17 protein-coding genes are annotated in these 26350 nt (G+C 41.4%); all 17 read left to right on the forward strand.

The window, feature by feature from the left end:
* Window positions 1–15 precede the first annotated feature (15 nt).
* The 17 genes from DWW52_RS09005 to DWW52_RS09085 all read left to right on the forward strand — a co-directional run bounded on the left by DWW52_RS09005 (window position 16) and on the right by DWW52_RS09085 (window position 26349).
* Complete coding sequence (locus DWW52_RS09005) at window positions 16–1947, forward strand: RagB/SusD family nutrient uptake outer membrane protein (protein ID WP_118715343.1); 1932 nt, start codon at window positions 16–18, stop codon at window positions 1945–1947.
* Window positions 1948–1968: 21 nt separating this feature from the next.
* Complete coding sequence (locus DWW52_RS09010) at window positions 1969–3258, forward strand: DUF4959 domain-containing protein (protein ID WP_118715158.1); 1290 nt, start codon at window positions 1969–1971, stop codon at window positions 3256–3258.
* A gap of 3 nt (window positions 3259–3261) precedes the next feature.
* On the forward strand, window positions 3262–4746 hold the full coding sequence (locus DWW52_RS09015; RefSeq protein ID WP_118715159.1) for a DUF4998 domain-containing protein: 1485 nt from the start codon (window positions 3262–3264) through the stop codon (window positions 4744–4746).
* Between the two features lie 460 nt (window positions 4747–5206).
* Window positions 5207–5617, forward strand: coding sequence for a hypothetical protein (locus tag DWW52_RS09020; RefSeq protein ID WP_118715160.1), 411 nt, complete (start codon window positions 5207–5209; stop codon window positions 5615–5617).
* A 55-nt stretch (window positions 5618–5672) separates the two neighbouring features.
* On the forward strand, window positions 5673–8006 hold the full coding sequence (locus DWW52_RS09025; protein ID WP_199691977.1) for a transglycosylase domain-containing protein: 2334 nt from the start codon (window positions 5673–5675) through the stop codon (window positions 8004–8006).
* A 65-nt stretch (window positions 8007–8071) separates the two neighbouring features.
* Window positions 8072–9436, forward strand: coding sequence for a DNA repair protein RadA (radA, locus tag DWW52_RS09030; protein ID WP_118715162.1), 1365 nt, complete (start codon window positions 8072–8074; stop codon window positions 9434–9436).
* Between the two features lie 165 nt (window positions 9437–9601).
* Window positions 9602–10165 carry an RNA polymerase sigma-70 factor gene (locus DWW52_RS09035; protein WP_118715163.1) on the forward strand — a complete coding sequence of 188 codons (564 nt, stop codon included), beginning with the start codon at window positions 9602–9604 and terminating at the stop codon, window positions 10163–10165.
* A gap of 161 nt (window positions 10166–10326) precedes the next feature.
* On the forward strand, window positions 10327–11490 hold the full coding sequence (locus DWW52_RS09040) for a FecR domain-containing protein (RefSeq protein ID WP_118715164.1): 1164 nt from the start codon (window positions 10327–10329) through the stop codon (window positions 11488–11490).
* Window positions 11491–11655: 165 nt separating this feature from the next.
* Complete coding sequence (locus DWW52_RS09045) at window positions 11656–15144, forward strand: SusC/RagA family TonB-linked outer membrane protein (protein WP_118715344.1); 3489 nt, start codon at window positions 11656–11658, stop codon at window positions 15142–15144.
* Between the two features lie 3 nt (window positions 15145–15147).
* Window positions 15148–16704: a RagB/SusD family nutrient uptake outer membrane protein gene (locus tag DWW52_RS09050; protein WP_118715165.1), complete on the forward strand. Its 1557-nt coding sequence runs from the start codon at window positions 15148–15150 to the stop codon at window positions 16702–16704.
* A 25-nt stretch (window positions 16705–16729) separates the two neighbouring features.
* Window positions 16730–17377 (forward strand): membrane lipoprotein lipid attachment site-containing protein, encoded by a 648-nt coding sequence (locus tag DWW52_RS09055; protein ID WP_118715345.1) that lies wholly within the window; start codon window positions 16730–16732, stop codon window positions 17375–17377.
* Between the two features lie 11 nt (window positions 17378–17388).
* Entirely contained in the window at window positions 17389–17931 is a 543-nt protein-coding gene (locus DWW52_RS09060; protein WP_118715166.1) for a hypothetical protein, read from the forward strand.
* A gap of 382 nt (window positions 17932–18313) precedes the next feature.
* The gene (locus DWW52_RS09065) at window positions 18314–18859 is read left to right on the forward strand and encodes an RNA polymerase sigma factor (RefSeq protein ID WP_118715167.1); all 546 of its coding nucleotides are present in this window, start codon (window positions 18314–18316) and stop codon (window positions 18857–18859) included.
* Window positions 18860–18945: 86 nt separating this feature from the next.
* A complete protein-coding gene (locus DWW52_RS09070; protein ID WP_118715168.1) occupies window positions 18946–20115 on the forward strand; it encodes a FecR family protein in 1170 nt (389 codons plus the stop codon).
* A gap of 148 nt (window positions 20116–20263) precedes the next feature.
* Entirely contained in the window at window positions 20264–23809 is a 3546-nt protein-coding gene (locus tag DWW52_RS09075) for a SusC/RagA family TonB-linked outer membrane protein (protein WP_233556794.1), read from the forward strand.
* 12 nt (window positions 23810–23821) lie between these two features.
* Entirely contained in the window at window positions 23822–25363 is a 1542-nt protein-coding gene (locus DWW52_RS09080) for a RagB/SusD family nutrient uptake outer membrane protein (protein WP_118715169.1), read from the forward strand.
* An 11-nt stretch (window positions 25364–25374) separates the two neighbouring features.
* Complete coding sequence (locus tag DWW52_RS09085; RefSeq protein WP_118715170.1) at window positions 25375–26349, forward strand: hypothetical protein; 975 nt, start codon at window positions 25375–25377, stop codon at window positions 26347–26349.
* Window position 26350 lies beyond the last annotated feature (1 nt).

Here is a 26350-nt window from a genome sequence, read left to right on the forward strand (position 1 = left end):
ATTATGAATATAAAAATGAAATATTTGAATTTTGCGACAATCCTTTCATTACTAATCTTAAACGGTTGTAATTACTTGAATGTCGTACCCGAAAACGATATTGAAACGATAGAGACAATATTCGAGAAACGTGAACAGGCAGAAGATTGGATGAAAACATGCCATGTGTTTTTAACGGCACCTGTGACTTCGGTTATGTCTAGTCCTGCTTTTACGGGAGCCGATGAGGTGGTTGCCGGAGAATATGTTAGGAATCAGTATCCTGCCTTTGAAGGATTCTTTATAGGGGATGGTCTGCAAATGTCACAGGAGCCTTATGGCAATGTATGGAAGAACACTCAGTTTTATGCTGCTATCCGTTATTGCAATGTCTTTTTTGAGAATATCGGCCACGTTTATAATATGGAACAGGTTGAAAAAAATATCTGGACGGCAGAGATTAAAGCGTTAAAGGCTCATTATTATTTTGAACTGATGCGTCGTTATGGACCGATTATTTTGGTTCCGGAAAATATAGATGTTAATGCTGACGTGGAGAAAATGCAATTGCCGAGATCTCCTATCGACAGTTGCGTGAATACTATCGTGCGTTTGCTGGATGAGGCCATACCTGTTTTGCCTCCTTTTAATCAAAAAGACATGTCGCACAAGGGGTACTATTGTAAAGAAGGTGCGGCAGCTTTAAAGGCTCAGACGTTGTTGCTTGCTGCTTCCCCCATGTTTAACGGGAATAAGAACTATGCGAATTTTGTCAATAAAGCGGGAGAACATCTTTTTAATTCCGAGTATGACCCGGAAAAATGGAAGAAGGCGGCAGAAGCAACCGAGGAGGCTATCGATATCGCTTTACAGAACGGGAAAAAATTAGTGGAAGGAAATATAAAAGCAACCACGTTGCTTAGTAAAATGGCAGATATTGAATATTCCGTATTGGCGAGAAATTTCGAACATGACGAGGCTTTGCAAATGTTTATGCCGCAAATGTCTAGCACTTCTACATTCTGGTCTTTTAAAACTTTGCCTTATTTCCGAAGTACGGATCCCGACTATGCAACTTCAAATCAAGGGTGTTTCGCACCCAGCATGAAAATGGTGGAATTTTATTACACGAATCATGGATTACCCATAGAGTCGGATAAAGAATGGTCTTATGGTGCCCGTTACCAGATGGGGAAAGAAATTGCTCCGGATTATAGGGATGTAGTTCCTTTGAATATGGATGTATTGAATTTGCATTTAAGACGGGAACCCCGTTTTTATGCTCATATCGCTGCGGACCGTTGTTACTGGCAGATGGGACCGAGTACCACGGATTTAACATTGGTTATGGCCTATCAAGGGGAAAGATTCGGTACTCAGTCTACTGTAATCAATAATTCCGTGCCGCAGAATTTGACCGGTTATTGGATGAAAAAAGGTACCTACACAAACGTAAAGCCGGCTCGTTATGGTGCAGATGGATTAAACGGGAATGTTGCCATTGTATGGCGTTTGGCGGAGCTTTACTTGATGAAAGCCGAGGCTTGGAATGAATATTTGGAAATTCCTGATTATGAACATGTTTATGCGCCATTAAATGAAATACGCAAACGTGCAGGTATCCCGGATCTCGAAACTTCTTGGATAAGTTATTCCAATGAGCCGAATAAAATAAAAACGAAGGCAGGAATGCGGGAAATTATTCGCCGGGAATGGAACATCGAGTTTGCATTTGAAGGAAGACGCTTTTGGAATTTACGCCGTTGGTTGACTGCCGAGCAGGAATTGAACGAACCTCTATACGGTTGGAATATTTTAGGAAATAGTGCCGAGGTATTTTATAACCATTATAGTGAACCTGTTCCTGTATGGAAAAAACGCGCTTTTGCAGCTCCGAGAGATTATTTGTTCCCTCTTCGGGCCGAAGAAGTTTTGAAAACGAATTGTGTACAGAATCCCAATTGGTAATGATCAAGTTAATACGTAATTATGAGAAAATATATTTATTTATTATGCATATTCGCATTGTTTTGCTCATGCGAAAAGAGCGATAACGTATTCAAGGTTAATATTTCACAAGAGAATATACGCCAGATTCGTCCGGTTCCGGGAGGGGCAGTTATGTACTATACTTTGCCTTCCGATCTGGACGTCATGGCGATCCGGGTGCGTTATAAGGATGATTTCAAACAGGAAATCATGCGGGAAGGAAGTTATGCGTGCGATTCATTGCTTTTGCACGGATTTAACGAGGGACGTCAAGGTGTAGAGGCTGTTGTAACGCTTTGCGATCGGAATGGAATTGAATCAGAACCGCTTAAAATTACTTTTGATACGCAGGATTCAGGGCCGTTTGCTTTTTTCAATGAGCTTAAGGTAAAATCGGGTTGGAACGGTTTTTCGATTTCATACAACGTACCGGCAGGAGGGAAGGGAATGGCACACGTGTTTTATGTGGGAGAAAATCCATTGACCCAAGAACCGGACACGTTACTAGTGAAGAGTTTTTCTTTTAAGGCCGGGAAGGATAGCTTGAATTTGAAAACACAACAGGAGGCTTTGGCTCATACCGTGATTGTGCGGACGGAAGATTTCCGGGGATACACGGTAAAACAGCAAATATGGCAAGATGTGAAATCATACAATACGATGAAATTGGATACGGCATTATTTGTGTATTCAGATCCTGAGGGGCTTGGTATAGAAGATAAGACAAACGCCATAAGTAAGAATTATCTGTTTGACGGTGATTTAAAAGGTTTTACGAGTATGGGGGGAACCTCAAATTATATGGGAACTTATATTGCCGGTCCTAACTGTTTTGGAAAAACGTTGTTTGAACTCGATTTGAAAGAGGCAAAACAATTGGCGGGAGTGCGATTTTATACCATATTGAATTTGAGTCGTCCTTTCTTTGGAATTTTTGCTAATGCCTATGAAAACAGAGTACCTTGCGACATCACAATTTATGCCTCGAATGATCGAATTGATTGGGATGAGGTAGGACATTATGACGAACCGAGTGATTTGGATTTCGATTTAAGATGGGCTGCACGTTGCAAAAATAGTAAGTATTTGGATATGGCTTATTCTACTGAGTTGGAAGTGCAACGGGCTGATCCCTGCTATTTATCCATTGATTTCCCGATTATGGAAAAACATTATCAATACGTGAAAGTTGTTGTCAACAAAACTTTTTTTGCCGCAAATGATAATGATTATAATACGGCCCAACATGTGACGTTTCATGAGTTTGAACTTTATGTAGGAAAGGAGTAAATTATGAAATTCAAGATACATTTATTTTTACTATTTGCTGCTTGCTTGGCAATCGGCTGTGAGGATTTGGAAGATACGTATAAGGATTATGCCGGAGACGGGGCGATTCGTTATTTAGGGAAAGCGACGGGTGTATCCGTGCATCCCGGATGGAAACGCCTGTTAGTGAAATGGACGAACAGCGTGGATCCCGCGATTGTCAATGTAAAAGTGCAATGGAATTTGAACGGGGTACGTAAGGATACGTTGCTTGCAAAAGATGTTTCGGAATGTAATATTAAAAATCTGGAAGATGGGAATTATGAAATATCGGTTTTCGGTGTTGATAAGAATGGCAATACTTCCTTGTCTTTGCCCTCGTACGCGAGACCATATACGGAGGAACATGAGGTGATTCGTTCTTTTACACGAGTGGTATCGAAACACGCATATATAAAGGATCGTTTGATCTTGTTTTTTTCAGATTGGCAGAATAATGTTGATTCGGCTTCGTTGAATTATTACACACCGGAAGGAGAATTGGAGCATATCGAGTTAACGGCTGATTTTGTAAAAAATAATAAATACTATTTGTTGCCGAATGCCATTGATCCGACGAAAGAGATTTCGGTTTACAGGAGAGGTCGTGTGGAGGGGTGTGAGGATTTAATTACATTTGATCCGTATATTCTTTTGCATGAAAAATTTTACACAAGTGATTTTAAACAATGGGCAAAAGAGAAATACGGACAAAGCGAGATCACGGATGAGTGGATCAATTCGTTGGATGAATTCGAATTCGATTATAATCTGAATTCTTTTGAAGATTTGTTGAATATGCCTCAATTAAAAACTCTTATCTTGGGGAAAGGGCGATATATGAATGTCGTGCAACAAGATACGGCTTATTCTAAGTTACTCGATATGGAACGTTCTTTATTCACGCTTGATGTCTTGCATGAATTGAATCAGTTGACCGTACACCGTTACAGTAAACATTATTTTCCAAAAGAAGTTCCCGCTTACCTACAAGAAGAGGGTAATAAAAATACCCCTCCTACCGTGGAATTTATGGATGAAAAAGATTGGACGTACCGATGTTTAGAAGATGAGGATAGTAGTTTAGGAGACCTGTTCGATGGTGATGCTGAAACGTTTTGGTATCCGGGAATGAAATCTACGGCACCAGGAACCTATACGATAGAGGTGGATATGCAAGAGGTTAAAAGAATTTCCGGGGTACGGGTTCTGCAAAATTTATTTACCCCTAGAGACCAATTAAGCCGGAGTTTTATGCCCGATGTAATAAAAATTGAATACTCTTTGGATAAATTGCAATGGAGAAGTGCAACTCACGTGGAAACAAACACGATAGGCGTTAGCAATGGAGAAGCAACTTACTTGGATTTCAAAGAGGTTACTGAAGCTCAGTATTTGAGATTTACGCTTTATGATCAAACTTACAGAACTTTTTTTGGCATAAAATTGGCAGGATTAGATGCATATTAATCATGCATCAAGCTATTTTTATGGGTTAATAATCAGAGATTTGATATGAAGAGATGAAAAATAACATTGTTGGATGCGTGTAAAGTGGAGGGAGGCAAGGAATTTTCTTGCCTCCCTGTCTATTGTTCAACTAGTATGGGTATAATAATGTAGGATAGCTCCATCCATATGAGTTCCTTCGTGTGCGAAACAGTCATCCCTTAGCTGAAGTTGAATTTGTCTAGATCATGTCCGGATGGTAAATGTGCGGTGAAAATTGTCTTCTATTGGGTATCTTCAATATAAAATTAACAGAATACAGAGGGGAAAATTGAAGTTTTCTACTCCCCCAAAAGAATTCTTTAAAAGCATTTTATAAATTTGTGCTTGCTTGTTGACTCTACATTATAACGTCATACAGTATTTTCTATTACTTTTGTTTTGAATGCGGTACAAAAAATGAATAGATAAATTGACAAATATGAAGAATAAGAATTTACGAAAGATTCTCTACGTGTGCGCTGTTTTAGTTTTATTGGTGCTCGGAATATATGTCTGGATGAGATCGTCGGGGGGTGGTATTGTTGAGGAGCAGACGTTTACGATCCACGGAAAACAGACGGAGACTTTCGTGTATAATACGAAAACGGAAACACCGAGAATGCTTCACGTGAAGGTGGAGGGAGAATTGGATTGCGATGCGATATTGGTTATAAAAGAGGACGGGGAAGGTAACAGCGTGCGCTTCCGTCGTTCTTTTCCTTTAAAAGCGGGAGAATTGAAGGATCGGGATTTTCAGACATCGTGGACACATTCTGGGATGATTATTGAATTCAAGGCCAATGACTGCGTGGTAAATAATATAAAGATTGTCATAGGGGTGGAGAAGTAATCCCGGATATAGATTTATTTTCTAACTTTGCAAGTTGAAATTAAAACGAATGCAGATGCTAAAAAAATATTGGAAAGACTTTGCCATTTTCTGGGGGCTGTTTATTGTTTTTGTCTTGGGAATATTTTTCTTTTTTTACTTGGTTTCGGCCGGTAAATTAGGTTTTATGCCCACGTTCGAGGAGTTGGAAAACCCAAACAATAAATTTGCCACGGAGATTTATTCTGAAGACGGGAAGATTATAGGAAAGTATTTCGAGGGGAGTGAAAACCGTCGATATATGGATTATCATGATATTCCACAAAGTGTTATTGATGCTTTGATTGCCACGGAGGATGTGCGTTTCTATGATCATAGCGGTATTGACGTGCGCGGGCTGTTCCGCGTGGCTAAAGGAATGGTGACCGGGAATTCTGCGGCCGGAGGGGGGAGTACGATTACTCAGCAGTTGGCAAAGATGCTATTTCCGCGGGAGGCCAATCAGGATTTCGTGGAATTAGCGATGCGTAAATTCCGGGAGTGGGTGATTGCCGTGAAATTGGAAAAAAGTTACACGAAGGAAGAGATCATCACGATGTATCTTAATAAGTTTGACTTTTTGAATTTGGCTGTGGGGATCAATTCTGCGGCTAATATTTATTTTTCGACAACTCCTGACTCGTTACGGGTAGAACAAGCCGCGATGTTGGTGGGAATGGCGAAGAATCCTTCTCTCTTTAATCCGGTACGTCGCCCGGACAAGACTTTGGGACGTCGGAACGTGGTGTTGAGTCAGATGTTGAAATATGATAAGATTTCTCAGGCTGAATTCGATTCTTTGAAAGTATTGCCTTTGGGATTGGATTTCCATAAGGAAGATCATAAGGAAGGTATTGCGACTTATTTCCGTGAATATCTGCGTTTGTATATGACTGCTTCAAAGCCGGAGAAAAAGAATTATAGTCGGTGGAGTAAAGATCAATACGCGGTAGATTCATTGGCTTGGGAAACGAACCCGCTTTATGGGTGGTGTAATAAGAATCTAAAATCGGACGGTTCACATTATAATATTTATGCAGATGGGTTAAAGATTTACACGACATTGGATTCTCGGATGCAGAAATACGCGGAAGAGGCTGTAACAGAACATTTGGGTGGTACTTTGCAACCGACTTTTATGGCCGAGAGAAGTAAAAAAGCTCATCCGCCTTTTTCAAATGATTTAACGGTGGCCGAAATTGATGAAATCTTGAATACTTCTATCAAGCGAACAGAGCGTTATCGTTCCATGAATAAGGCTGGTAAGAGTTTTCAGGAGATAAAGAAAGAATTCCAGAAACCGGTTCCCATGTCTGTTTTCACGTGGAAAGGTGTACGGGATACGACCATGACTCCATTGGATTCGTTGAAACATTATAAATCATTCTTCCGTGCCGGATTTATGGCGATGGAGCCTTCAACGGGGCATATCAAGGCTTACGTGGGTGGCCCCGATTACCGTTATTTCCAGTATGATATGGTAAGTACCGGAAAGCGTCAGATCGGATCGACCATTAAACCGATTCTCTACACGTTGGCCATGCAGGAGGGGCTGGGGCCCTGTGATAAGGTGTTGAACGTGCAGCAAACTTTTGTTTTGCCGGATGGAACAACTTGGACTCCTCGAAATTCTACCGATAAACGGGAAGGGGAGATGGTGACCTTGAAGTGGGGATTAGCGAATTCGGTGAATAATATTTCCGGTTGGGTGTTGAAACAATTTACCCCGGAAGCTGTCGTGCAGATGGCTCATCGGATGGGTATAAGTAGTTTTATAGACCCTGTACCTGCTATTTTCTTGGGTTCCTCGGAGGTTTCCGTGAAAGAAATGGTCGGGGCCTTCTCGATATATGCCAATAAGGGAGTTTATAATGCACCGACGATGGTAACGAAGATCGAAGATAAATATGGAAACGTGTTAGCTAATTTCTACCCGGAATCTCATGAGGTAATTACCGAAAATACAGCTTTCTTGATGGCAAATTTGTTGCAGGGAGTCGTGAATGAAGGTACGGGTATTCGTTTACGCTATCGCTATAAGTTTACTAACCAGATAGGAGGAAAGACGGGTACAACTCAGAATCACTCGGATGGTTGGTTTATCGGTATTACTCCCGATCTCGCCGGAGGAGTATGGGTGGGTGCGGAAGATCGTTCTATTCATTTTCAAAATTTAGCAAATGGTCAGGGGGCTAGCATGGCTCTCCCGATTTGGGCTTTGTTCATGCAAAAAGTGTATGCCGATAAATCCCTTGCCGTTCCGCAGCGTGATTTCGAAAAACCTAATGGTGTGAATAAAGTTCTTGATTGTGCCGACGACCGAGAAGGCGTGGTCACTGAATCCGATTTCGCAGATGAAATTTTTGATTAAAAACAACCAAATTGAATATTGAGAATTAATCATTTTCAATTTTCAGTTTTCAATTTTCAATTGTTATGGCCAAGTCGAAAACGATATATGTTTGTCAAAATTGTGGGGCAAAAGAATCAAAGTGGGTAGGAAAATGTTCCACTTGCGGGGAATGGAATAGTTTTGTGGAGGAGGTGGAAGTTTCCGTGAAGGGAAACCGGACGGCATCTATCGTGGGGGGAAATTCTTCAAGACCCTTGCGGTTATCGGAGGTGAAAACCAATGCTGACGAGCGTATGGATACTGGTGACGGGGAGTTAAACCGGGTGTTAGGAGGAGGTATCGTGCCGGGTTCTATGATCCTGTTGGGAGGGGAACCGGGTATCGGTAAATCGACCTTGGTCTTGCAGTTTGCTTTACACAATCGTTGTGGGAAAGTACTTTACGTGTCAGGAGAGGAAAGTGTATCGCAGATCAAAATGCGGGCGCAGCGTTTGGGAGCCGAGAATGACGATTGTTTGTTCCTTTCGGGGAATTCACTGGAAACCGTGTTGGAACATTCCCGTGCGTTAGAACCTAAATTGTTGATTATTGATTCTATACAAACCTTGGCGACGGAGAGCGTGGATGCTATTCCGGGTAGTTTGTCGCAAATCCGGGAGTGTACGAATGTATTATTACGTTATTCCAAAGAAAATACGATTACCACGATTCTGATCGGGCATATCACGAAAGACGGTCAACTGGCAGGTCCCAAGATTCTGGAACACATGGTGGATACTGTGTTGCAGTTTGAGGGGGATCAACAACACATGTACCGTATTTTGCGATCCATGAAAAACCGTTTCGGATCAACATCCGAAATCGGTATATATGAAATGTTACAGTCCGGGTTGCGTCAGGTGGCTAACCCCTCCGAATTATTATTATCCAACCATGATCAGGATTTAAGTGGCGTGGCCGTTTCTGCTACTATGGAAGGCGTTAGAACTATTTTATTGGAAGTGCAGGCATTGGTAAGCACGGCGGCTTACGGAACGCCCCAACGGTCGGCAACGGGCTTTGATACGCGACGATTGAATATGTTACTGGCGGTACTGGAAAAACGGGTTGGATTCCGCTTGGCGGCGAAGGACGTATTTCTGAACATAGCCGGGGGAATCCGGGTGAGTGATCCGGCTTTGGATCTGGGGGTTGTTATGGCGGTACTCTCTTCAAATATTGATGCCTCGATACCCACAAGCACGGTGTTTGCCGGAGAAGTAGGTTTGTCCGGAGAGATTCGTGCGGTCAGCCGTATAGAGCAACGTATCTTAGAGGCTGAAAAACTGGGTTTCCAACAAATATTCGTTCCGTCAGGAAATAAAAAAGCTTTGACCAAAGTTCCCGCTCATATAAAAGTAAAGTTTGTTTCTCGTGTAGGAGATATTTGCAGGGAATTATTCAGTTAAAAATTTTATTAGATTTTTCGATATACCGACAACGTATTTTGTAATTTCTTAATTGTTTCGTTGGTAATTTTTTTATTGGTATGAGTTTGATTGTTGGTATGAATTTGTATTTTGTTTCTTGATAACAATACTTTATATTTGTCGGAGATCCAATGAAAGAGTAGTATGGATATTTCAGAAGACAAATTTATCCGGCAAATTAATGCAAAAGAGGTTGATGCGTTTCGGATTTTATTCGAGCGTTTTCATAATTATCTGGTGTTGTATGCCATGAGGCGTGTTCATTTACGGGAAGTGGCCGAGGATATGGTGCAGGAAGTATTCGTGGCGATCTGGGAGAGTCCGAAGAAATATAATTCTTTCCATGGATTCCGGGCTTTTCTGTATGATTCCGTGCAGAATCGGTGCTTGGACTACCTGAAACATAAAGCTGTAGAAAATCGCTATGTCGCTTATAGCTTGGCAAATCGGGATGACGAAAGCGAACGGGAATATAATCTGATGCGAGAAGAAATTTACCGGGAATTGTACATTGCAGTTAAAGAGTTGCCCGATCGCTGTCGGCAAGTTTTTGAATTGCACTTACAAGGTAAAAAGAATGAAGAAATAGCCGAGTTACTATCTCTTTCCGTGGAGACTGTCAAGACACATAAAAAGAATGCCGTTCGTTTTTTAAAAGAACGATTGGGTAATTTATTTTTTTTACTGGTTATGGTGAAGGTCATTTAAGAGCCTGTTTAGATTTTTTGTCAGACATACCCTTGTCTGAATTTCATTCAAGTTCATTATTGCGACTATTGAGTGAAAATGGAATAGACTCTAAAATTTTTCATTTTCGTTTACCCCTTTTTCAGGGTCTTGTCGTATGTGGTGCAAAATGAAGAAGCACTATGAATATTTTTGATGAAAGAATAGTTCGATTAATTCGGCTTTATTTGTCGGGAGCCTTGTCCGAAGGGGAACGGCAGGAGTTGGAGCTATGGATTGATCAGAATGATGGAAATCGTCGGTTTTTCGAGGATATGAAACAGGGTAATCGATTTGCAGAGGAGTTCCCGGAGTTTTGTCAGATTGATATGGAAAGAGGTTGGGTGCGGTTTGAACAGCACATCCGGCAAGAGCGTCGTAATTCGTGGAGGCGAGTTTTGAAGTATGTGGCAGCGATTGTTGTTCCCGTGGCGATCGGATTTTCTATTTGGTTATTGAATCGGGAAGAAAAGAATAGTATACTACCAATAAGTGAAATGATCGAACCGGGACAAGTAAAAGCGACTTTGGAACTTCCGGGAGGAAAAACATTAGCTTTAAAAGATATGAAACAAGGGGAGATAGAGGTGGATAAGGGATTGAAAGCCATGCAAACGACCCAAGGGTTGGTGTACGATAGTACGGTTGTCTTGAACGTGGAAGAATTGAAATTCAATACGTTGAAAATTCCCCGGGGAGGAGAGTTCCGGTTAACCTTAGCCGATGGAACCCGGGTAATATTGAATTCTGCCACGCGCCTCAAATATCCCGTGGCATTCGGGCAACGGGAACGAAAAGTCTATTTGGACGGGGAGGCTTATTTCGAGGTCGAAACGGATACTACCCGGCCTTTTTACGTGGTGATGGATAGGATACAAGTACGGGTTTACGGTACATCATTTAACGTGAACACACATCAGGAGAAAGGGATCGAGACGGTTTTGGTGGAAGGGAAAGTTGGAATTAAAACATTTGCTGCCGGGGAGTACGTGTTGAAACCGGGAGAATTGGCCTGCTTCGATAGGAAGAGCGGGACGGTCGAGATTCGGGATGTGGATGCCCGGCAGTACACGGCTTGGACAAGAGGAATTTTCACGTTTGAGGAGGAGACATTGGAACAAATTATGGCAACGCTTTCTTTGTGGTATGACGTGGATGTATTCTACCAGGTGGAGGCCGTCAAGGAACTTCATTTCTCCGGACACTTGGAGCGGTACAAGGAAATTCGGAATATTCTGGATGCGATTACCGAAGCTACGGGGGTGAAATTCTCGATAAAAGAACGAACGATTATCGTTTCACAATAAAAAACGGAAGGTGTTGTAGCACCCTCCGTAAGTTTAACCACCCATAAGTCTTATTGGAGTGAGACTGATGGATAAATAATTTAAACTCTCAATTACAAAAGTATGGAAAAAAATCGAATTTGCTTTCGATCCCCTTTGGGATGGAAGCACAAATTTTGGATGATTATGAGATTATTTCTCTTTTTAATGTGTTTTTTCACGTTCTCACTTTCGGCGAACACGTTTGCTCAACAAGAGCGTGTCAGTCTGAATATGACGGGAGTTACCGTGAAAATGTTGTTGGATGAGATTCAGCGACAAACAGATTTGCATTTTATTTTTAATACCGAACAGACAAATCAATTAGGAAAAGTATCTGTCGATGTAAAAAATGAAACCGTTGAAAATGTGTTGAAACGTCTTTTTGAAGGTACGGATTTGACGTATAGTTTCCGGGATAACATTATCGTGGTGAAACGTCGGGTAGAGTCAGCCGTGCGGCAAGATATGTTTCAGATAGTGGGAAAAGTGACCGACGAAAAGAAACAACCTATGCCGGGAGTGACGGTCAGGTTGGAAGGTTCAACTGTTGGAACGGCAACCAATAGCAAGGGTATATTCACGTTAATGTTACCCGTTCGAAAAGGAGTGTTGGAGTTTTCTTTCGTGGGCTATAAAACTCAAAAAGTGAGTTTTACGGAAATCACGAAGGATACGATCCGGGTGATGATGAAGGAGGATATACAGTCATTGGATGAGGCCGTGGTTGTGGCTTACGGAACAACCAACAAGAGGGAAATGACGGGAGCTGTTTCGGTAATCAAAGCGGATGAAATAAAAGGCATTCCCTCTCCCAGTATAGCGAATTTGCTACAAGGGCGTGTTGCGGGTATGGATATTACGAATATGTCAGGGGCCCCCGGTGGAGGAGGTACGGCCATCGTTATTCGAGGCTATAATTCTTTGGATGTGGAACAGAATAGGAGATATTCCAATCCTTTGTGGGTTGTGGATGGTGTTCCTTTGAATTCGTTTACTTCTCCCATTACCGGAACAAATCTTTTGGCAGATATCAATCCGGATATGATCGAATCAATTCAAGTGTTGAAAGATGCTTCTTCCGCGGCAATATACGGGTCTCGGGCTGCGAATGGAGTTATTATCGTGACAACCAAAAAAGGGCGTCAAAATCAGAATGCAACGTTTTCTGTAAATATTTCGCAGTCTTGGAATATATTACCGGAGTTGCCCACCGTAACTATCGGAAAAGGGGAACGGGATTTCAGGTTAAAGGCTTTAAGAAGTGGGCCTTCAAAGGCTTATCTTGATCCGGAAACGAATCGTTATAAATATCCGACTTCCAACCGGGAAGTATTTGATACGAAAAGAGGTTCTTATGATTATTTTTTCACTCCAACAAGCTATAATAGTAATGGACTCGTGCTACAAGACAGTTTGAATTCGTTTTACAATAACGCGACAAATTTCTTCCCGATCTATTATGAAAAGGGAAAAATTACAAACGCGAATATCCAGACTTATGGTGGTAGCGATAGAATGTATTATGGAATGGGGTTAGGCTATTATGATGAGTCGGGGGTATTACGAGGGACAGGGTTCAATAGAATTGATTTGAACGCGAATATGAATGTTATCCCCGTCCGGAAATTGAATGTCGATTTACGCTTAAATGCCACGTTAACGAACCGAAAGCGGGGGGAGAAAACACAAGGAATGGGATCTGCGCCTATCGTGGAGACGGTGCCGGGTGATCCTTACGAGTTAAGTTCGCTCAATCCCGGGGAAGGCTCCGCGGTTTGGAATGATGTTTTAGAAAAATTGAAAGGAACGAAAGAAAAGAATCGTTCCGTTCGTATCCGAACGAATTTCAAAATAGGATATGATGTTCTTGACGGTTTAAATCTATCGACTTCGTTAGCCGCTGATTATTCGATTCATCGTAGAAATTATTTTCAACCTTCCTATCTGGATGAGCATGGTTTTTCACAAACGGTTGGAGAAACAGGAATAAATCTGATGGTTTTAAACGAGAATTTATTGACTTATCAAAAGACGATCAAGGAAAATCACAACATTAATGTGGTAGCTGGTTTTTCTTATCAGTATGATCAAGTGGAATATAATGGCGGAAGTGCTCAAAATTCTCCTAGTGACAAAATTTATTATTCTCGTCCGGGTTTTCCTGTTTTGGGTGAATTGAATTATGGATATTACTCGGAAACAGTGGCTTTCCAACGTTATATTTCTGATATGGAAGAAAAAACTCTTATTTCTTATTTCGGACGTTTGGAATATAATTACAAGAAGAAATATCTGCTTTCTGCCAGCTTCCGTCGGGATGGAAGTTCTGTTTTTGGGAAAAACAACAAATGGGGAACTTTCCCTTCTGTCGCTGCCGGGTGGACTTTTACCGAGGAGAGTTTTATGAATCGTTTTACGGATTGGCTTTCTTTTGGAAAATTTCGGGCAAGTTGGGGACGATCCGGGCAACATTTCGAGCAATCGTTTCTAGCTTTAGGCTTGATGGAGTCCGGTAATGCACATCAAGGGAATTCAACCTTGGAACCCGTGTGGGAAGGAGGTTTGTATAATGATGATTTGTCTTGGGAAGAGACCGATCAGTATGATTTCGGGTTAGATTTGGATTTGTTCAATTACAGGTTAGGAATCACGTTCGATTACTATTATCGCTACACCGATAAATTACTTTGGGCTGTCGATTTACCCGGGAACTATAATGGGTATACGGGTCAATGGCGGAATGCCGCGGCGATATCCAACGAGGGAATCGAGCTGTTGATAAAATACGAGATATTGCGAACTCCCAATTTCTATTGGAAAGTATCTGTAAACGGGGCAAGAAACTGGAATCGTTTCGAGAAATCGTATAACGGGAAAGATATTTCCGTGGGAATTATCGGTAAGCCGTTGAATGATATACACGCATTCCCGACAGCGGGTTTTATCAATAAACAGGATGAAATGCCGTTGTATTTCAATACGCAAGGGGTAGGACAATATTTGTATTTTGATATTCGTACGGACAATTTCTATCAACCGGGAGACTATAAATTTATAGATACGAATGGTGATGGCAAAATATTCTTTGATGACATGGTTTACATGGGTAGCGCCCTCCCGACAATAAGCGGGGGGATTGTCAGTGAATTCAGGTGGAAAAATTTTGATTTGAATTTGTCCATGAGCTACCAGATCGGGCGGCACATGGTTAATACCACTTGTAAAAATTCTTTGGCAACGAATGATAATACCAATTTATTACATCCTTTATTGTTGAACCTGAATAAAATTACATTTTGGAAAAACCCTGGGGATAATCATGCCGATTATGCACGGTTACAAATAGATAATAACACGATGATTTATTCCGGAATGGTAATAGATCGTGAAGTCGAAAAGGTCAATTTGTTAAAACTGAAAACGTTGACCATCGGGTATAACCTGCCTGATGTTGTCATCCGTAAATTAAAGCTGGGACAGGTACGTTTGTTTGTTAGTGGTGAGAATTTATTGACATTCTCGAATTATTCCGGTATTGATCCGGAAACGGTTGATATAAGTACGGGGATGGATTACGGGAAGAATTATCCTTTGGCTAGAAAATACACGCTAGGTCTAACTGTAAAATTTTAAGTTATGAAATATAAGATACTCGTTTTTATTTCGTTCCTGATCATCCAAATCGGATGTAAAGAAGCGTTAGATATTGAACCGGAGAGTTCTTTGACGTTTAAAAATGCGCTGAACACGCCCAAAGATTTTGAGTCGGCTCTTAACGCGACGGATCATGCCGTGAAATACATGATTTGTAATTTCACGGGTGAAGATCCGGGGAATCAAGTGCAAAAAGGTTGGTATGTAGATGAAGTTATGAAAGGAACGTATTTGGAAATACTTCAAAATAACAGTCCGGAATATATACTTAATTTGAATTGGAAGCCGTTTTATGAAACAATAGCCTTTGCCAATGTTGTTCTGCACAATGCGGATGGAAGTGGTATTTCAAAAGAACGACGTGACATTTATAAAGGACAGGCTTACTTTTATAAAGCGTTGGCCTATCTTGAATTATTGCATATCTGGGGAGATTGTATATTAATTCGGGATGACGTGGAATTTTTGCCAATCCCTAAATCTGATTGGACGGAAGTAGCAGATTATGCCATTGAACAAGCGCAGAATGCGGTAGACTTGTTGCCTGAATTCGAGAAGGTAACAGATTGGCAAGGAAATGCTCCTCGTTTTAAATCAACTCCCTGTAAAGGTGCGGCAAATGCTCTTCTTGCCCATCTTTGCGCGTGGAAGGCAGGAGGGAAGTATTATTCAAAGAATCAAGACTATGACGAGAGATTATTATGGGAACGTGCAGAACAAGCCTGTAGCCAGGTGATCGGTTCCGGGACATATCATCTTGTCCCCAACGCGGAAGCTATATGCACGGATGCTTTAGTCGCTAATAGTCAGGAAAGTGTATACGAGACGGTATTCAAGGATTTCTGGAATGAAAAAGAGGGATACATGAACGGGGCGGCTGACATGCTCTCGATACCCGGTTATTTTTATCATTGCTATCCTTTGCGGGCTGAATTCCCGGCTTCTTTCATAAAATATATAGGAGTTTGGATATACAACTCCACGGTAAGAGAGATGTATTCGGGTACGGATGAAAGGAAAAATGCTTTTTTCTATAAATTGGATGAAATGGATAAACCGGAATATGGGGGATACGCTTTCCCGAATAAATGGCGATTACCGATGGTTGAAACTTCCGGGCCGAATAAAGGAATGACGTTGAATATTAATCAAAATAGAGTTTGGTGGCGTTTAGCCGATATTTATTTGTTGAGAGCGGAATGCCGTTCCCGGCTTGGAGGTGAATACATTGCTGGTGCTATTGATGATTTGAATGAAATTCGAGAGCGTTCGAAAGCAAAACTATACGATGCAAGTGAGTATGCCGGGGATCTGAGGTACGCTATCTTTAAAGAACGGGAAAAAGAGTTGATCATGGAAGGACAACGCTATTATGATATTATCCGGAATGGCTACGTGCGTACGGAATTAGAAGGTGGGTTCAGAACGCTAACGGATCAGGATCTTATAGATGGAGCCCTTTTTTGTATGATTTCTAAAAAGGCATTCAGCCAGAATCCCTTGTTACGGCAAAACACGTATTGGCATAATCGTAAATAATTCATGAATGTATAAAGATTTGAACATGAAAAATATATTGTTATTTATTGGGATCATGCTTGTTCTTGCTGCATGTGACACGAAGCAGACGGTAATTGATACAGGAGTTTCAAGCCCGTATTTTGATGGAACGATGATGGAATATTTGCGTTCGGACAAGTATAATTGGGAGTTAACGGTTGAAATGATAGAACATGCCGGATTGACAGACCTTTTTGAAGGAACCGTGGATACGTTGCCCGAGATTACTTTTTTCGCACCTCCGAGTTATTCTATCCTTCGCTTTCTGTGGGAATCTCAGGAGAAGGGGGATGCCGAGAGTTATTATGAAAAAGTAGAAGATATTCCCGTTAAATTATGCCGGGAATTTATATTGAAACACGTGGTGAAAGGAAAACACCTTAAAGAAAGCATCGGGTTTAGGAATATGTCCTACTATATCAACGAGGAAGAACAAGACGGAGGAACAAACTTCACTTGTTTGAACGGGAATCGTGTTATTGCTTATCTGCAAAGAGAATCTTATGCTGGTGTTGCAGATGCCGGGGCGATAACAATGTATCTTTTTTCATGGACAGCAGATACTTACGTTCCGCTCGCTTCTCCTGATATTCAACCGTCTAATGGTGTTGTCCATGCGTTGAATTATGGCTATGATTTTGGTAATATTTAAGTAAAAAGATTATGAAAGTGAAGATTATATCGCTATATCTCGTCTGTTTTTTGAGCATAGTAATGATGAATTGTCAGGATATAACAGTGGGTTATCTGATCACGGAATATGCAAGTTATAGCATTGACACGATGGTCGTGAAAAAAGACCTTGACGTGACTCCTCCCCACGAAGTCCCTAACCCTAGGTATGAAATGTATATAAGTATGGGATTAACTCCTGAACAGATCGCCGACAGGTATAATATTTTTCCTACTATGCTGGGAGGAGAAGGAGAGGATTATGAAAGGGTGTTACGTGATCAACCGTGGGTTAGTTCTGCCATCGAGGGGATCGAAGGAACTCCCCCGATTATTGTTACTATAAAATCAATAACTTCGGAACAAGGTGACGTGGAAAAACTCAAAGCGTGTCTTTCTGTCCGGGGGAACGGGATGTTTCAGGTTCCTGTAAAAAATGAAGTTCCTGTGGGACGTTATAAAATTTCGCTAACCTTTACAAATGAAGGGCGATCTCACGACGTGAACGATTGCTTCACGATCATCGTGAAGTGATTATATAATGGCCAACAACCGGTGTGTCGTTAGAAGGAGAGGCGGTTCGTGTAAAACTGCCTCTCTTGTTTTGATTTTTCATCCCGAACGAAAGGTGGTCGGGAAAAAATAAAGTGTTCCCGAGAGTACGCAACCACGATAACAATCGTTCCGCAACCGTCCTGTCCGGAGGTAGTCCGTACTTATTCGGGAGTTGTACTGGACTTGTTACCTGTCTTGTGCCTCACTTCTATTTGTTTGCTTCTTGTTTTTACTAAGAATTTTTTATTTTTCTGAAACGTGTTTATTAAGTAATTATAAATCGAAATTGTTATTACCTTTGGCATAATTCGCTACTTGGTTTGTGATTTTTTCCTTATAATTGCAAGGTAAAATGTAACGTGTGAATTGGAAAACGCAGATATTAACAGATTTTCAACGAGGAAAATTGAAATCCTTCTACCGGGATGTATACCCGGGATTGATTTTGTATGCCTTGAAATATCTGGGGGAGGAGAACGAGTTTTTGGCCGAGGATTGCGTGCAGAACGCTGTTTTTAGTGCCTGGGAACGGAGGGATAAGTTCGAGTCAATTTACACGTTTAAATCTTTTCTTTATACTTCAATTAAAAACGAAATTGTCAGTATCCACCGGAAAAATTCAGCCCGGGAACGTTATGTGCAACAATTGGAAAACGACTCTTTTTTCCGTGATTCTGTTATTGATCAGGAAGCTCAAACGTTGTTGTATAGTGCGATTGAGAAACTACCTGAAAAAGCGAGAGTCGTTTTCGAAATGAGTTTCATAGAGGGATTGAAGAACACGGAGATTGCTGAAAAGTTGGAATTATCGGATAGCTCCGTGAAGAAATATAAGGCAACAGCCTTGGATTTTTTACGGGAACGTTTGGATCCGTCTTTATTTATGTTCTTGTTTTCAGGGCTCTAGTATTTTTCTTGAAAAAAGTTCACTTTTTAATTACCCCTTTTTGACGGGATTGCGTTATAGGGGAAATTTTGAAAAATGACCGTATTATGACACATGAAATGAAGGAATGGTATCGAATAGCCGGATTGTTAGTCCGACAACGGGTAGGACAGATTACCGGGGATGAACTTCGGGAGTTGGAAGCATGGAAGGAGGCAAGTCCGGAAAATCAAGTGTTGTATGATCGTTGGCAAAATGAGGATTTTTTGGAAGTGGGTTATGAGAAATTCAAGAGTGTTGATCGTGAGAGTGCTTTGCAGGAAATGGAAAAGCGGATAGCGTATAAACATCGAAAAGGATTGAGATTACGTGTATTGCGTTGGAGTGTTGCGGCTGCCGTGGTGGTCGTGGCCGCACTAAGTAGTTTGTATTTATTTGAGAGATCGAATGAACGGATTGTTCCGGCACAAGAATCGATCGCCTTGATGAAACCTCAACGGCCTGTGTTAAAACTAGATAATGGAAAGACGATGTTGTTGGATACCCTGGAAGGAAATTTTGAGGAGGCCGGGGTTTTGGTGAAGAAAGCCGGAGGATCGACCCTTTCTTACATGGCTGAAAATACGGGTGCGGAAATGAAATTGGCTTATAACACGATCGTGGTTCCCAAGGGGGCCGAGTTTGATCTGGTGCTGGCTGACGGAACGCAGGTTTGGTTGAATGCCGATTCTAAATTGAAGTATCCGGTAGCTTTCGGGAAGGATCAACGAGAAGTGGAACTGGAAGGAGAAGGATATTTTAAGGTCGTGAGAGATGAAAAGAGACCTTTCCGGGTAGTTGCGAAGGGGCAGACGGTAGAGGTATTAGGCACAGAATTTAACGTGGATGCCTATCCGGGAGAGGTAAATGTTTATACAACTTTAGTAAACGGGAAAGTCAAAGTTGATGTCGAGGGGAAAATCGTAGTGCTTGACCCGGGAATGCAATCCGTGGTCAGTGACAAGAATGTGTATACTCGTAAAGTGAACGTGGATGAGGTGGTAAGTTGGCGAAACGGGATGTTCGTGTTGGAGGATCATACTTTGGAAGAGATCATGTCGAAGTTGGCTCGTTGGTATGACTTTACGGTTTTCTATCAGAACATATCGTTGAGAGGGGCTACTTTTAAGGGGAAAATTCCCCGTTACGCTTCTTTCGAGTCGATTTTAAATATATTGGAAAAAACGGGGGACGTGAAATTTAATGTTAAAAATAAAATTATAACTGTTTATCAATAAATAAAAAAGGGGAATTTGGTCGATTCCCCCTTTACAAACATCTGTTGGTCGCAGATGCATGTTTAATGTAATACTTTACAAATGTATGAAAAAAAAGAGTATGAAGGGTAATCTTCGTGGGAGAAGATTGCGAAAAATTCTGTTAGTTATGACATTAAAAATCTTTATTCTGTTGTGTGCTTTCGGTTCTGTAAGTGCGATGGGATATTCACAGGATCAGAAGATGAGTGTAAATTTCCATGACGAGATGCTTGGAAACGTGCTGGAATTCCTGAAAAGTAATTCGGATTATGAATTCGTTTACCGGACGGAGATTTTAGGAGATACGAGGGTGAAGAACTTGGAATTGACGAATGTAACATTGAAAGAAATTCTGGATATTGTGTTACGCCAGAATGGATTTGATTACGAGATTGTTGATAAGGTCGTGGCGATTCGTAAATTGGCGATGACTCAACAAAAAAAAGAAATCAAGATTTCAGGAAAAGTGACGGATGAACGAAAACAACCGATGCCGGGTGTGACCGTTATGGTTAAAGGATTAACCGTCGGAACGGCAACGGATAAAAACGGGAACTACGTGTTGAGATTACCGGAAATGAAGGAGCTTATCCTGATATATTCTTTCGTGGGAATGGAAGCCCGTCAGGTGAAGTATACGGGACAGGACACGATTAACGTGGTACTGAGAGAAACGGTGAACGAAATGGACGAGGTGACCGTGGTGAGTACCGGGTATCAGAGCGTGAATCGTAGGGATATGGTGGGGTCCTACACGACGGTAAAGGCGGAAGATATCATGATGCCCGCCTATGCCAATATCGACCAGATGTTACAGGGACAGGTGCCGGGAATGATCGTGTTGAATTCCAGTGCTCGTGCGGGTTCCAGTCCGAAGATTCAGATTCGGGGAACTTCCACGTTACTAGGTAATCAAGATCCTATTTGGGTGGTGGATGGAATTATTCAGGATGATCCGATTTCCATTAATGCCAGTTCTAACATGGCGCAGGATATGCGGGAGATTATTGGGAATCAGGTTTCTTGGTTAAATCCGAATGATATTGAGACGATTACTGTGTTGAAAGATGCTTCTGCCACGGCAATATACGGTTCCCGGGCTTCAAACGGTGTTATCGTGGTTACGACGAAAAAAGGGAAAATGGGACGTATGTCTATTAATTATTCCGGTAATTTTTCGATCGCTCCTCGTCCGAGGTACAAGGATTTTAACTTGATGAATTCGCAGGAACGAGTCAAATTCAGCGAGGATGCATTTGCTGCGGGGATGAGGTATAAATTTGATCCGATAAAACAAGTTACTACTTATGAGGGGGCTTTGAAGATGTTTCAGGATGGTGAAATCACTGCAGACGAATTTATCCAGACGCATAATCACCTGGAGACGGTGAATACGGATTGGTTGGATTTATTAACCCAAACTTCTTTTGGACACAATCATAACGTGAGTGTTACCGGGGCGTCGGATAGGATAAATTACGCCCTTTCCGTGGGGTATAATTCAAATGATGGTCAGGAGAAGGGAAATAGTTCCGAGCGTTTGACCGGTCGGGCTGCCATAACATTGAATTTGCGTGATAATATTCGAGCAAATTTTACGATAAATGGGACTACCGGAACGAATAAAGGATTTAATGGTGTTAATCCTTTGAACTATGCTTTGACGACAAGCCGTTCTATTGCGGCATTCAATGAAGACGGAAGTTATTCTTATTATCGGAAAAAACTCGATTACAAATATAATAAAGAAGTGGAGTCTATAGGTTATAACGTGTTGAACGAGTTGGAGAACACGGGTTCAGAGGTGAACACGGGTAGTTTAAGATTGAGTTTTGATTTTCAATGGAAAATATGGAGTTGGCTGACTTATCAGTTTACCGGAGGGTACTCGTACAATACCACGAATAGCGAGTCTTGGGCATTGGAGCGTTCTACTGCTATTGCAGAACAATACCGGGGATATGATTACGGTTCCGTGGATGCCGAGGATCCGTGGTTTAGCGCAGCACTTCTTCCGTTCGGGGGAACTTTGTTCAGTTCTGCCGCCACGGTGTCCTCGTATAATGTTCAGAATAAATTGATGTTCTCGAAGTCGTTTAACGAGAATCATCGGTTGAATGCTATGGTGGCAATAGAAACCCGTTCAACTAAAAACAAGAATGACCAAAACATGCGTTATGGATACGTACCCGACCGAGGTAATTTGGTTGTTCGTCCTACACTACCAGATGATTTTGTTCCCGTGGGTGGTGGTGCGGTTATGAATGGTTTCGGGGTATTTGAAGATTTGTATAATGGTAGAAGTGCCTTAAGTGAAAAGACGGATAATTTCTTCTCTGTTTTTGCAACATTGGCTTATTCATTGAAAAACAGGTATGTTTTTAATTTCAATGTGCGTAACGATGCATCCAATCGTTTCGGGCAGAACACGAATAAACGTTTCGACCCGACTTATTCTTTTGGGATATCCTGGCGGATGAGTGAGGAGGCATTTATGCGGAATCAATTAGTGTTGACAAACGTCAATTTGAAAGCCACGTGGGGTATTCAAGGAAATGCTTTGACGAACCTCAGCCCGGATTTGATTTTGAATCAAAAGGGTGTGCTGGGTATGTTCAACGAGTATTATTCGACCATTAATTCTATTCCTAACCCGAATCTTTCTTGGGAACGTACGCATTCGTGGAATTTCGGTTTGGATTTGCAATTCTTTAATAAGGTGAATGCCAATGTTGATTATTATATCCGACGTTCCAATGCTATTATTTCCAAGGATATTCCTTATGAAAATGGGAAGAACACGATGTCTGTCAATGGCGGTATTATCTATAACAAAGGTATCGAGTTCACGATTTCTTTTACCCCAGTAAACACGAAGAATTTCGGAATCAATATGAGTGTGAATTCTTCCAAGAACTGGAATTCTGGAGGGAAGGTAGATAAAGAAGTAGCAAGTTTGGGCTCGTTTCTGAATGGAGATAGTGAACGGATTTTGAAAAAGGGGTATCCGTTGGGAAGTATGTGGTCATTTGATTTTGCCGGTTTGAATCCTGAGAATGGTCGTCCGATGTTCAATCGTATTATGTCGAAAGAGGAGTACAATGGGGATATGACCAGTTTCTTGAAATATTCCGGGCAGAAAGATCCCTATTTTACAGGAGGGGTGAATTTGAATATCCGTTATCGTTCTTTTACGTTGGGGACGTCATTTTCTTTATTGCTAGGAGGAGTTGCTCGGTTGAAGTCTCCGTATAGTGATTTGGAGCATGGGATTTATATGCCGGATGCGGATAAGAACCTTAATCGGGATTTATTGAAACGATGGCAACAGCCGGGGGATGAGGCTCACACGAGTATTCCGGGATTCGTGATCGGGGGACAGGATTACACGATGGCTATACCGATAGATGCTAGTTACAAGCTTTTTAACGCTTATGCTAACTCGGATGCGTTGACTGTTCCACGGTCATTCCTGCGTTGTCGGGGGGTGAACCTGAGTTGGAGGTTGAATAATGAAATGGCGAAAAAGGCCGGGTTAAATAGTTTAACGCTAACGGCATCTGTGAATAACTTGTTTGTTATCGCTTCCAAACGATATAACGGATTTGATCCGGAGATGCCGGATCGGGTGATGCCGAAGACTTATTCGATAGGAATTAATGTTGGTTTTTAAATACTTCGATGTATGAAAAAGATATTATTTAATATGATTTTGCTCACGAGTTTATGTGCCTGTTCGAGTTTTCTGGAGCCGAATTCACCGAGTGAATATGTACCGGAAAGTGTCGATGCATTGAACGAGATGTTATTGGGGGATGCTTATCCACTAGCAACTTCCAGTTGTTTGTTCAATCTTCACAATGCTTTTGATGATGATATTGAGATGAGTGAGGATTTTATTTTGCAAACTTCTTCTTATGGTATTATCGGTTTGCAGTATATTTATTCATGGGATCCTCAAATGTTTGATTTGTATCCAGGACAATCTGCTGTTTTGCAATGGAGCACCTATTATCAACATATTTTGGGGACGAATGCCGCATTGGATTATTTAGATGATGTGAAGGGTTCTATCGAGGACAAAGCCTACGTGGCAGCCCAAGCTTATGCATTGCGTGCTTTCTTCTATTTTAATTTAGTGAATCTTTTCGGTGAACCGTACAATTATAATAAAGATGCTGATGGAGTTCCTTTGAAGTTAACAAGTAGCTTATCGAGTAGTTCCGAGAAACGGGAGACAGTTGCCAAGGTGTACGAGCAGATCGTTAAGGATTTGAATGCGGCGGAAGAGAATTTTCTAGCTTTATCGGCTGATCGGCAGGGTAAAGTCGGTTATCGGATTAATTTACCTGCCGTGCAATTGCTTCATGCTCGCGTGTGTTTGTACATGGAAGATATGGAAGGAGCTGCCAAATATGCGAAAAAGGTAATTGATAACTGGGGATACGAGTTATATGATTTAACATCATTCAAGAAGGATACGACAATTGTTGTCGGAAAGAATGCTTCTTATCCTAGCTATGTCTCGTTGGATAATCCGGAAACCATCTGGGTATACGGGAATGCGGCTGATTTTAATGGAATTATTGGTGCTCAGGACAAAATGGAGAACGGAACCACGTATGCCTATTTTGTAAATGCTTCCCGGGATTTAATTACTTGTTACGAAGATGAGGAGGATTTGCGGAAAACGTTGTATCTCGTGGAAGAGTTACGGGGACCCCTAGGCGCAAAACCTGAAGAACTTAAGTTTGCCGAGGGACATTATCTCCCGTGGAGTAAATGTGTTATGCAATATAATAACAAGGTAAAATCTGGTACGGAATACGGAATGTCTTTTCGTCTATCCGAGGCTTACCTGATTTTGGCGGAGGCCGTGTATGCCACGGATGAAGTGTTGGCGTTAAAGATGATAAATGAGTTGCGTGAGAAACGATATGCAGAAGGTGCGGATTATGAGGTACACTATTCTGGTGAAAGTTTGTTGAACTTTATTCGAGAAGAACGTCGCCGAGAACTTTGTTTCGAGGGGCAACGATGGTTCGATTTACGCCGTTACGGGATGCCGAGTTTCGAGCATCGCTGGGTTGAGTATGGTGACAATTTGGGAAGTTACGTGATCGAGGAAAAGGATGCCGCATATACATTGCCAATCCCTACCGAGGTGATAAATCGTAATTCGGCATTGAACCAGAATAAATTGACAACAACGAAGACATTACAATAAAACGAAGGATTATGAAATACAGGTATATTTTTAGTTTGATATTTTTGCTCGCAATTCTTGTTGCTTGTGACGATGAAAAGAAATTATATCCCCGGAGCGAAGATGCTTCTAGTATCAGTCGTTTTGAATTTCCGCAAGGAAATAATCCTTGGGATCAGGATTTGGAGGAAATTGCGAATACTTTTGGAACAATTCCTATATACACGGCTTTCGATACCTTGGATTTGAACCAAGCATGGTCGGGGACATATACGATAAAATATCGCGGAGAAGCGTTGAATGACGAGTATGCGGTGTTTTACACGGATTTTTTCAAGAATCATGTATTCGGTTTCCTAAAACCGGAATTATGTAAGGGGGTGTTACCTAATTACATTTATTTGGTGGATGATCTTCGTCAGTTGGGTTCTTATACTGGTGGTTTTGTTCCTTTAACTTGTTATTGGGACGGATTGGATTTTTGGGCATTTTCTTTTCGGGCAAAGGAAGAAAATCTTGCCTATTTGGATTATGGAAATGGTTTGATCATAAGGCCATTCAAACCTTATGATTTGCCGAAAACTCCGTGGGAGTACAAAATGCGACGTACTGTTATTTTGCAAAATATCATGGTAAAGATCGTTAATAAAAATAAGGTCGTGGTCCCGGCAGAATTTCAATCGGGAGGGGATTTCGATTACTCGAAAAAATACAGTACCGTTTCCTCTGCTGACAATTATTTCATGAAACTTGGGTATCCCGGGAATATGATAAAGACGGCTTATAATTTATCAAATCCTTCGGGCACATTGACTGCTAAGTCTACTTTTATCAATTACCTGCAATTGGGTTTGCGTTATACGCGGGATTCCGTGTTGATTAAATACCCGCAGGATAAATATCCGTTGATTATCAAGTATTATGATATTACGGTGAAATATATGCAAAGTAAGTACGATTGGGATATAACCAAAATGGCCGAGTGGCCTGTAATAAAAGAAGATTAAA

The organism is Odoribacter sp. AF15-53, from assembly GCF_003479425.1.
In the GTDB taxonomy this organism is placed as follows: Bacteria; Bacteroidota; Bacteroidia; order Bacteroidales; family Marinifilaceae; genus Butyricimonas.

What these genes read in the sequence shown, in the direction of transcription:
- DWW52_RS09005 (WP_118715343.1), top strand. Translation starts at nt 16, where the DNA reads ATGAAATATTTGAATTTTGCGACAATCCTTTCATTACTAATCTTAAAC.
- DWW52_RS09050 (WP_118715165.1), top strand. Translation starts at nt 15,148, where the DNA reads ATGAAATATAAGATACTCGTTTTTATTTCGTTCCTGATCATCCAAATC.
- DWW52_RS09080 (WP_118715169.1), top strand. Translation starts at nt 23,822, where the DNA reads ATGAAAAAGATATTATTTAATATGATTTTGCTCACGAGTTTATGTGCC.
- DWW52_RS09055 (WP_118715345.1), top strand. Translation starts at nt 16,730, where the DNA reads ATGAAAAATATATTGTTATTTATTGGGATCATGCTTGTTCTTGCTGCA.
- DWW52_RS09040 (WP_118715164.1), top strand. Translation starts at nt 10,327, where the DNA reads ATGAATATTTTTGATGAAAGAATAGTTCGATTAATTCGGCTTTATTTG.
- DWW52_RS09015 (WP_118715159.1), top strand. Translation starts at nt 3,262, where the DNA reads ATGAAATTCAAGATACATTTATTTTTACTATTTGCTGCTTGCTTGGCA.
- DWW52_RS09010 (WP_118715158.1), top strand. Translation starts at nt 1,969, where the DNA reads ATGAGAAAATATATTTATTTATTATGCATATTCGCATTGTTTTGCTCA.
- DWW52_RS09045 (WP_118715344.1), top strand. Translation starts at nt 11,656, where the DNA reads ATGAGATTATTTCTCTTTTTAATGTGTTTTTTCACGTTCTCACTTTCG.
- DWW52_RS09075 (WP_233556794.1), top strand. Translation starts at nt 20,264, where the DNA reads ATGACATTAAAAATCTTTATTCTGTTGTGTGCTTTCGGTTCTGTAAGT.
- DWW52_RS09035 (WP_118715163.1), top strand. Translation starts at nt 9,602, where the DNA reads ATGGATATTTCAGAAGACAAATTTATCCGGCAAATTAATGCAAAAGAG.
- DWW52_RS09020 (WP_118715160.1), top strand. Translation starts at nt 5,207, where the DNA reads ATGAAGAATAAGAATTTACGAAAGATTCTCTACGTGTGCGCTGTTTTA.
- DWW52_RS09085 (WP_118715170.1), top strand. Translation starts at nt 25,375, where the DNA reads ATGAAATACAGGTATATTTTTAGTTTGATATTTTTGCTCGCAATTCTT.
- radA (WP_118715162.1), top strand. Translation starts at nt 8,072, where the DNA reads ATGGCCAAGTCGAAAACGATATATGTTTGTCAAAATTGTGGGGCAAAA.
- DWW52_RS09070 (WP_118715168.1), top strand. Translation starts at nt 18,946, where the DNA reads ATGACACATGAAATGAAGGAATGGTATCGAATAGCCGGATTGTTAGTC.
- DWW52_RS09025 (WP_199691977.1), top strand. Translation starts at nt 5,673, where the DNA reads ATGCTAAAAAAATATTGGAAAGACTTTGCCATTTTCTGGGGGCTGTTT.
- DWW52_RS09060 (WP_118715166.1), top strand. Translation starts at nt 17,389, where the DNA reads ATGAAAGTGAAGATTATATCGCTATATCTCGTCTGTTTTTTGAGCATA.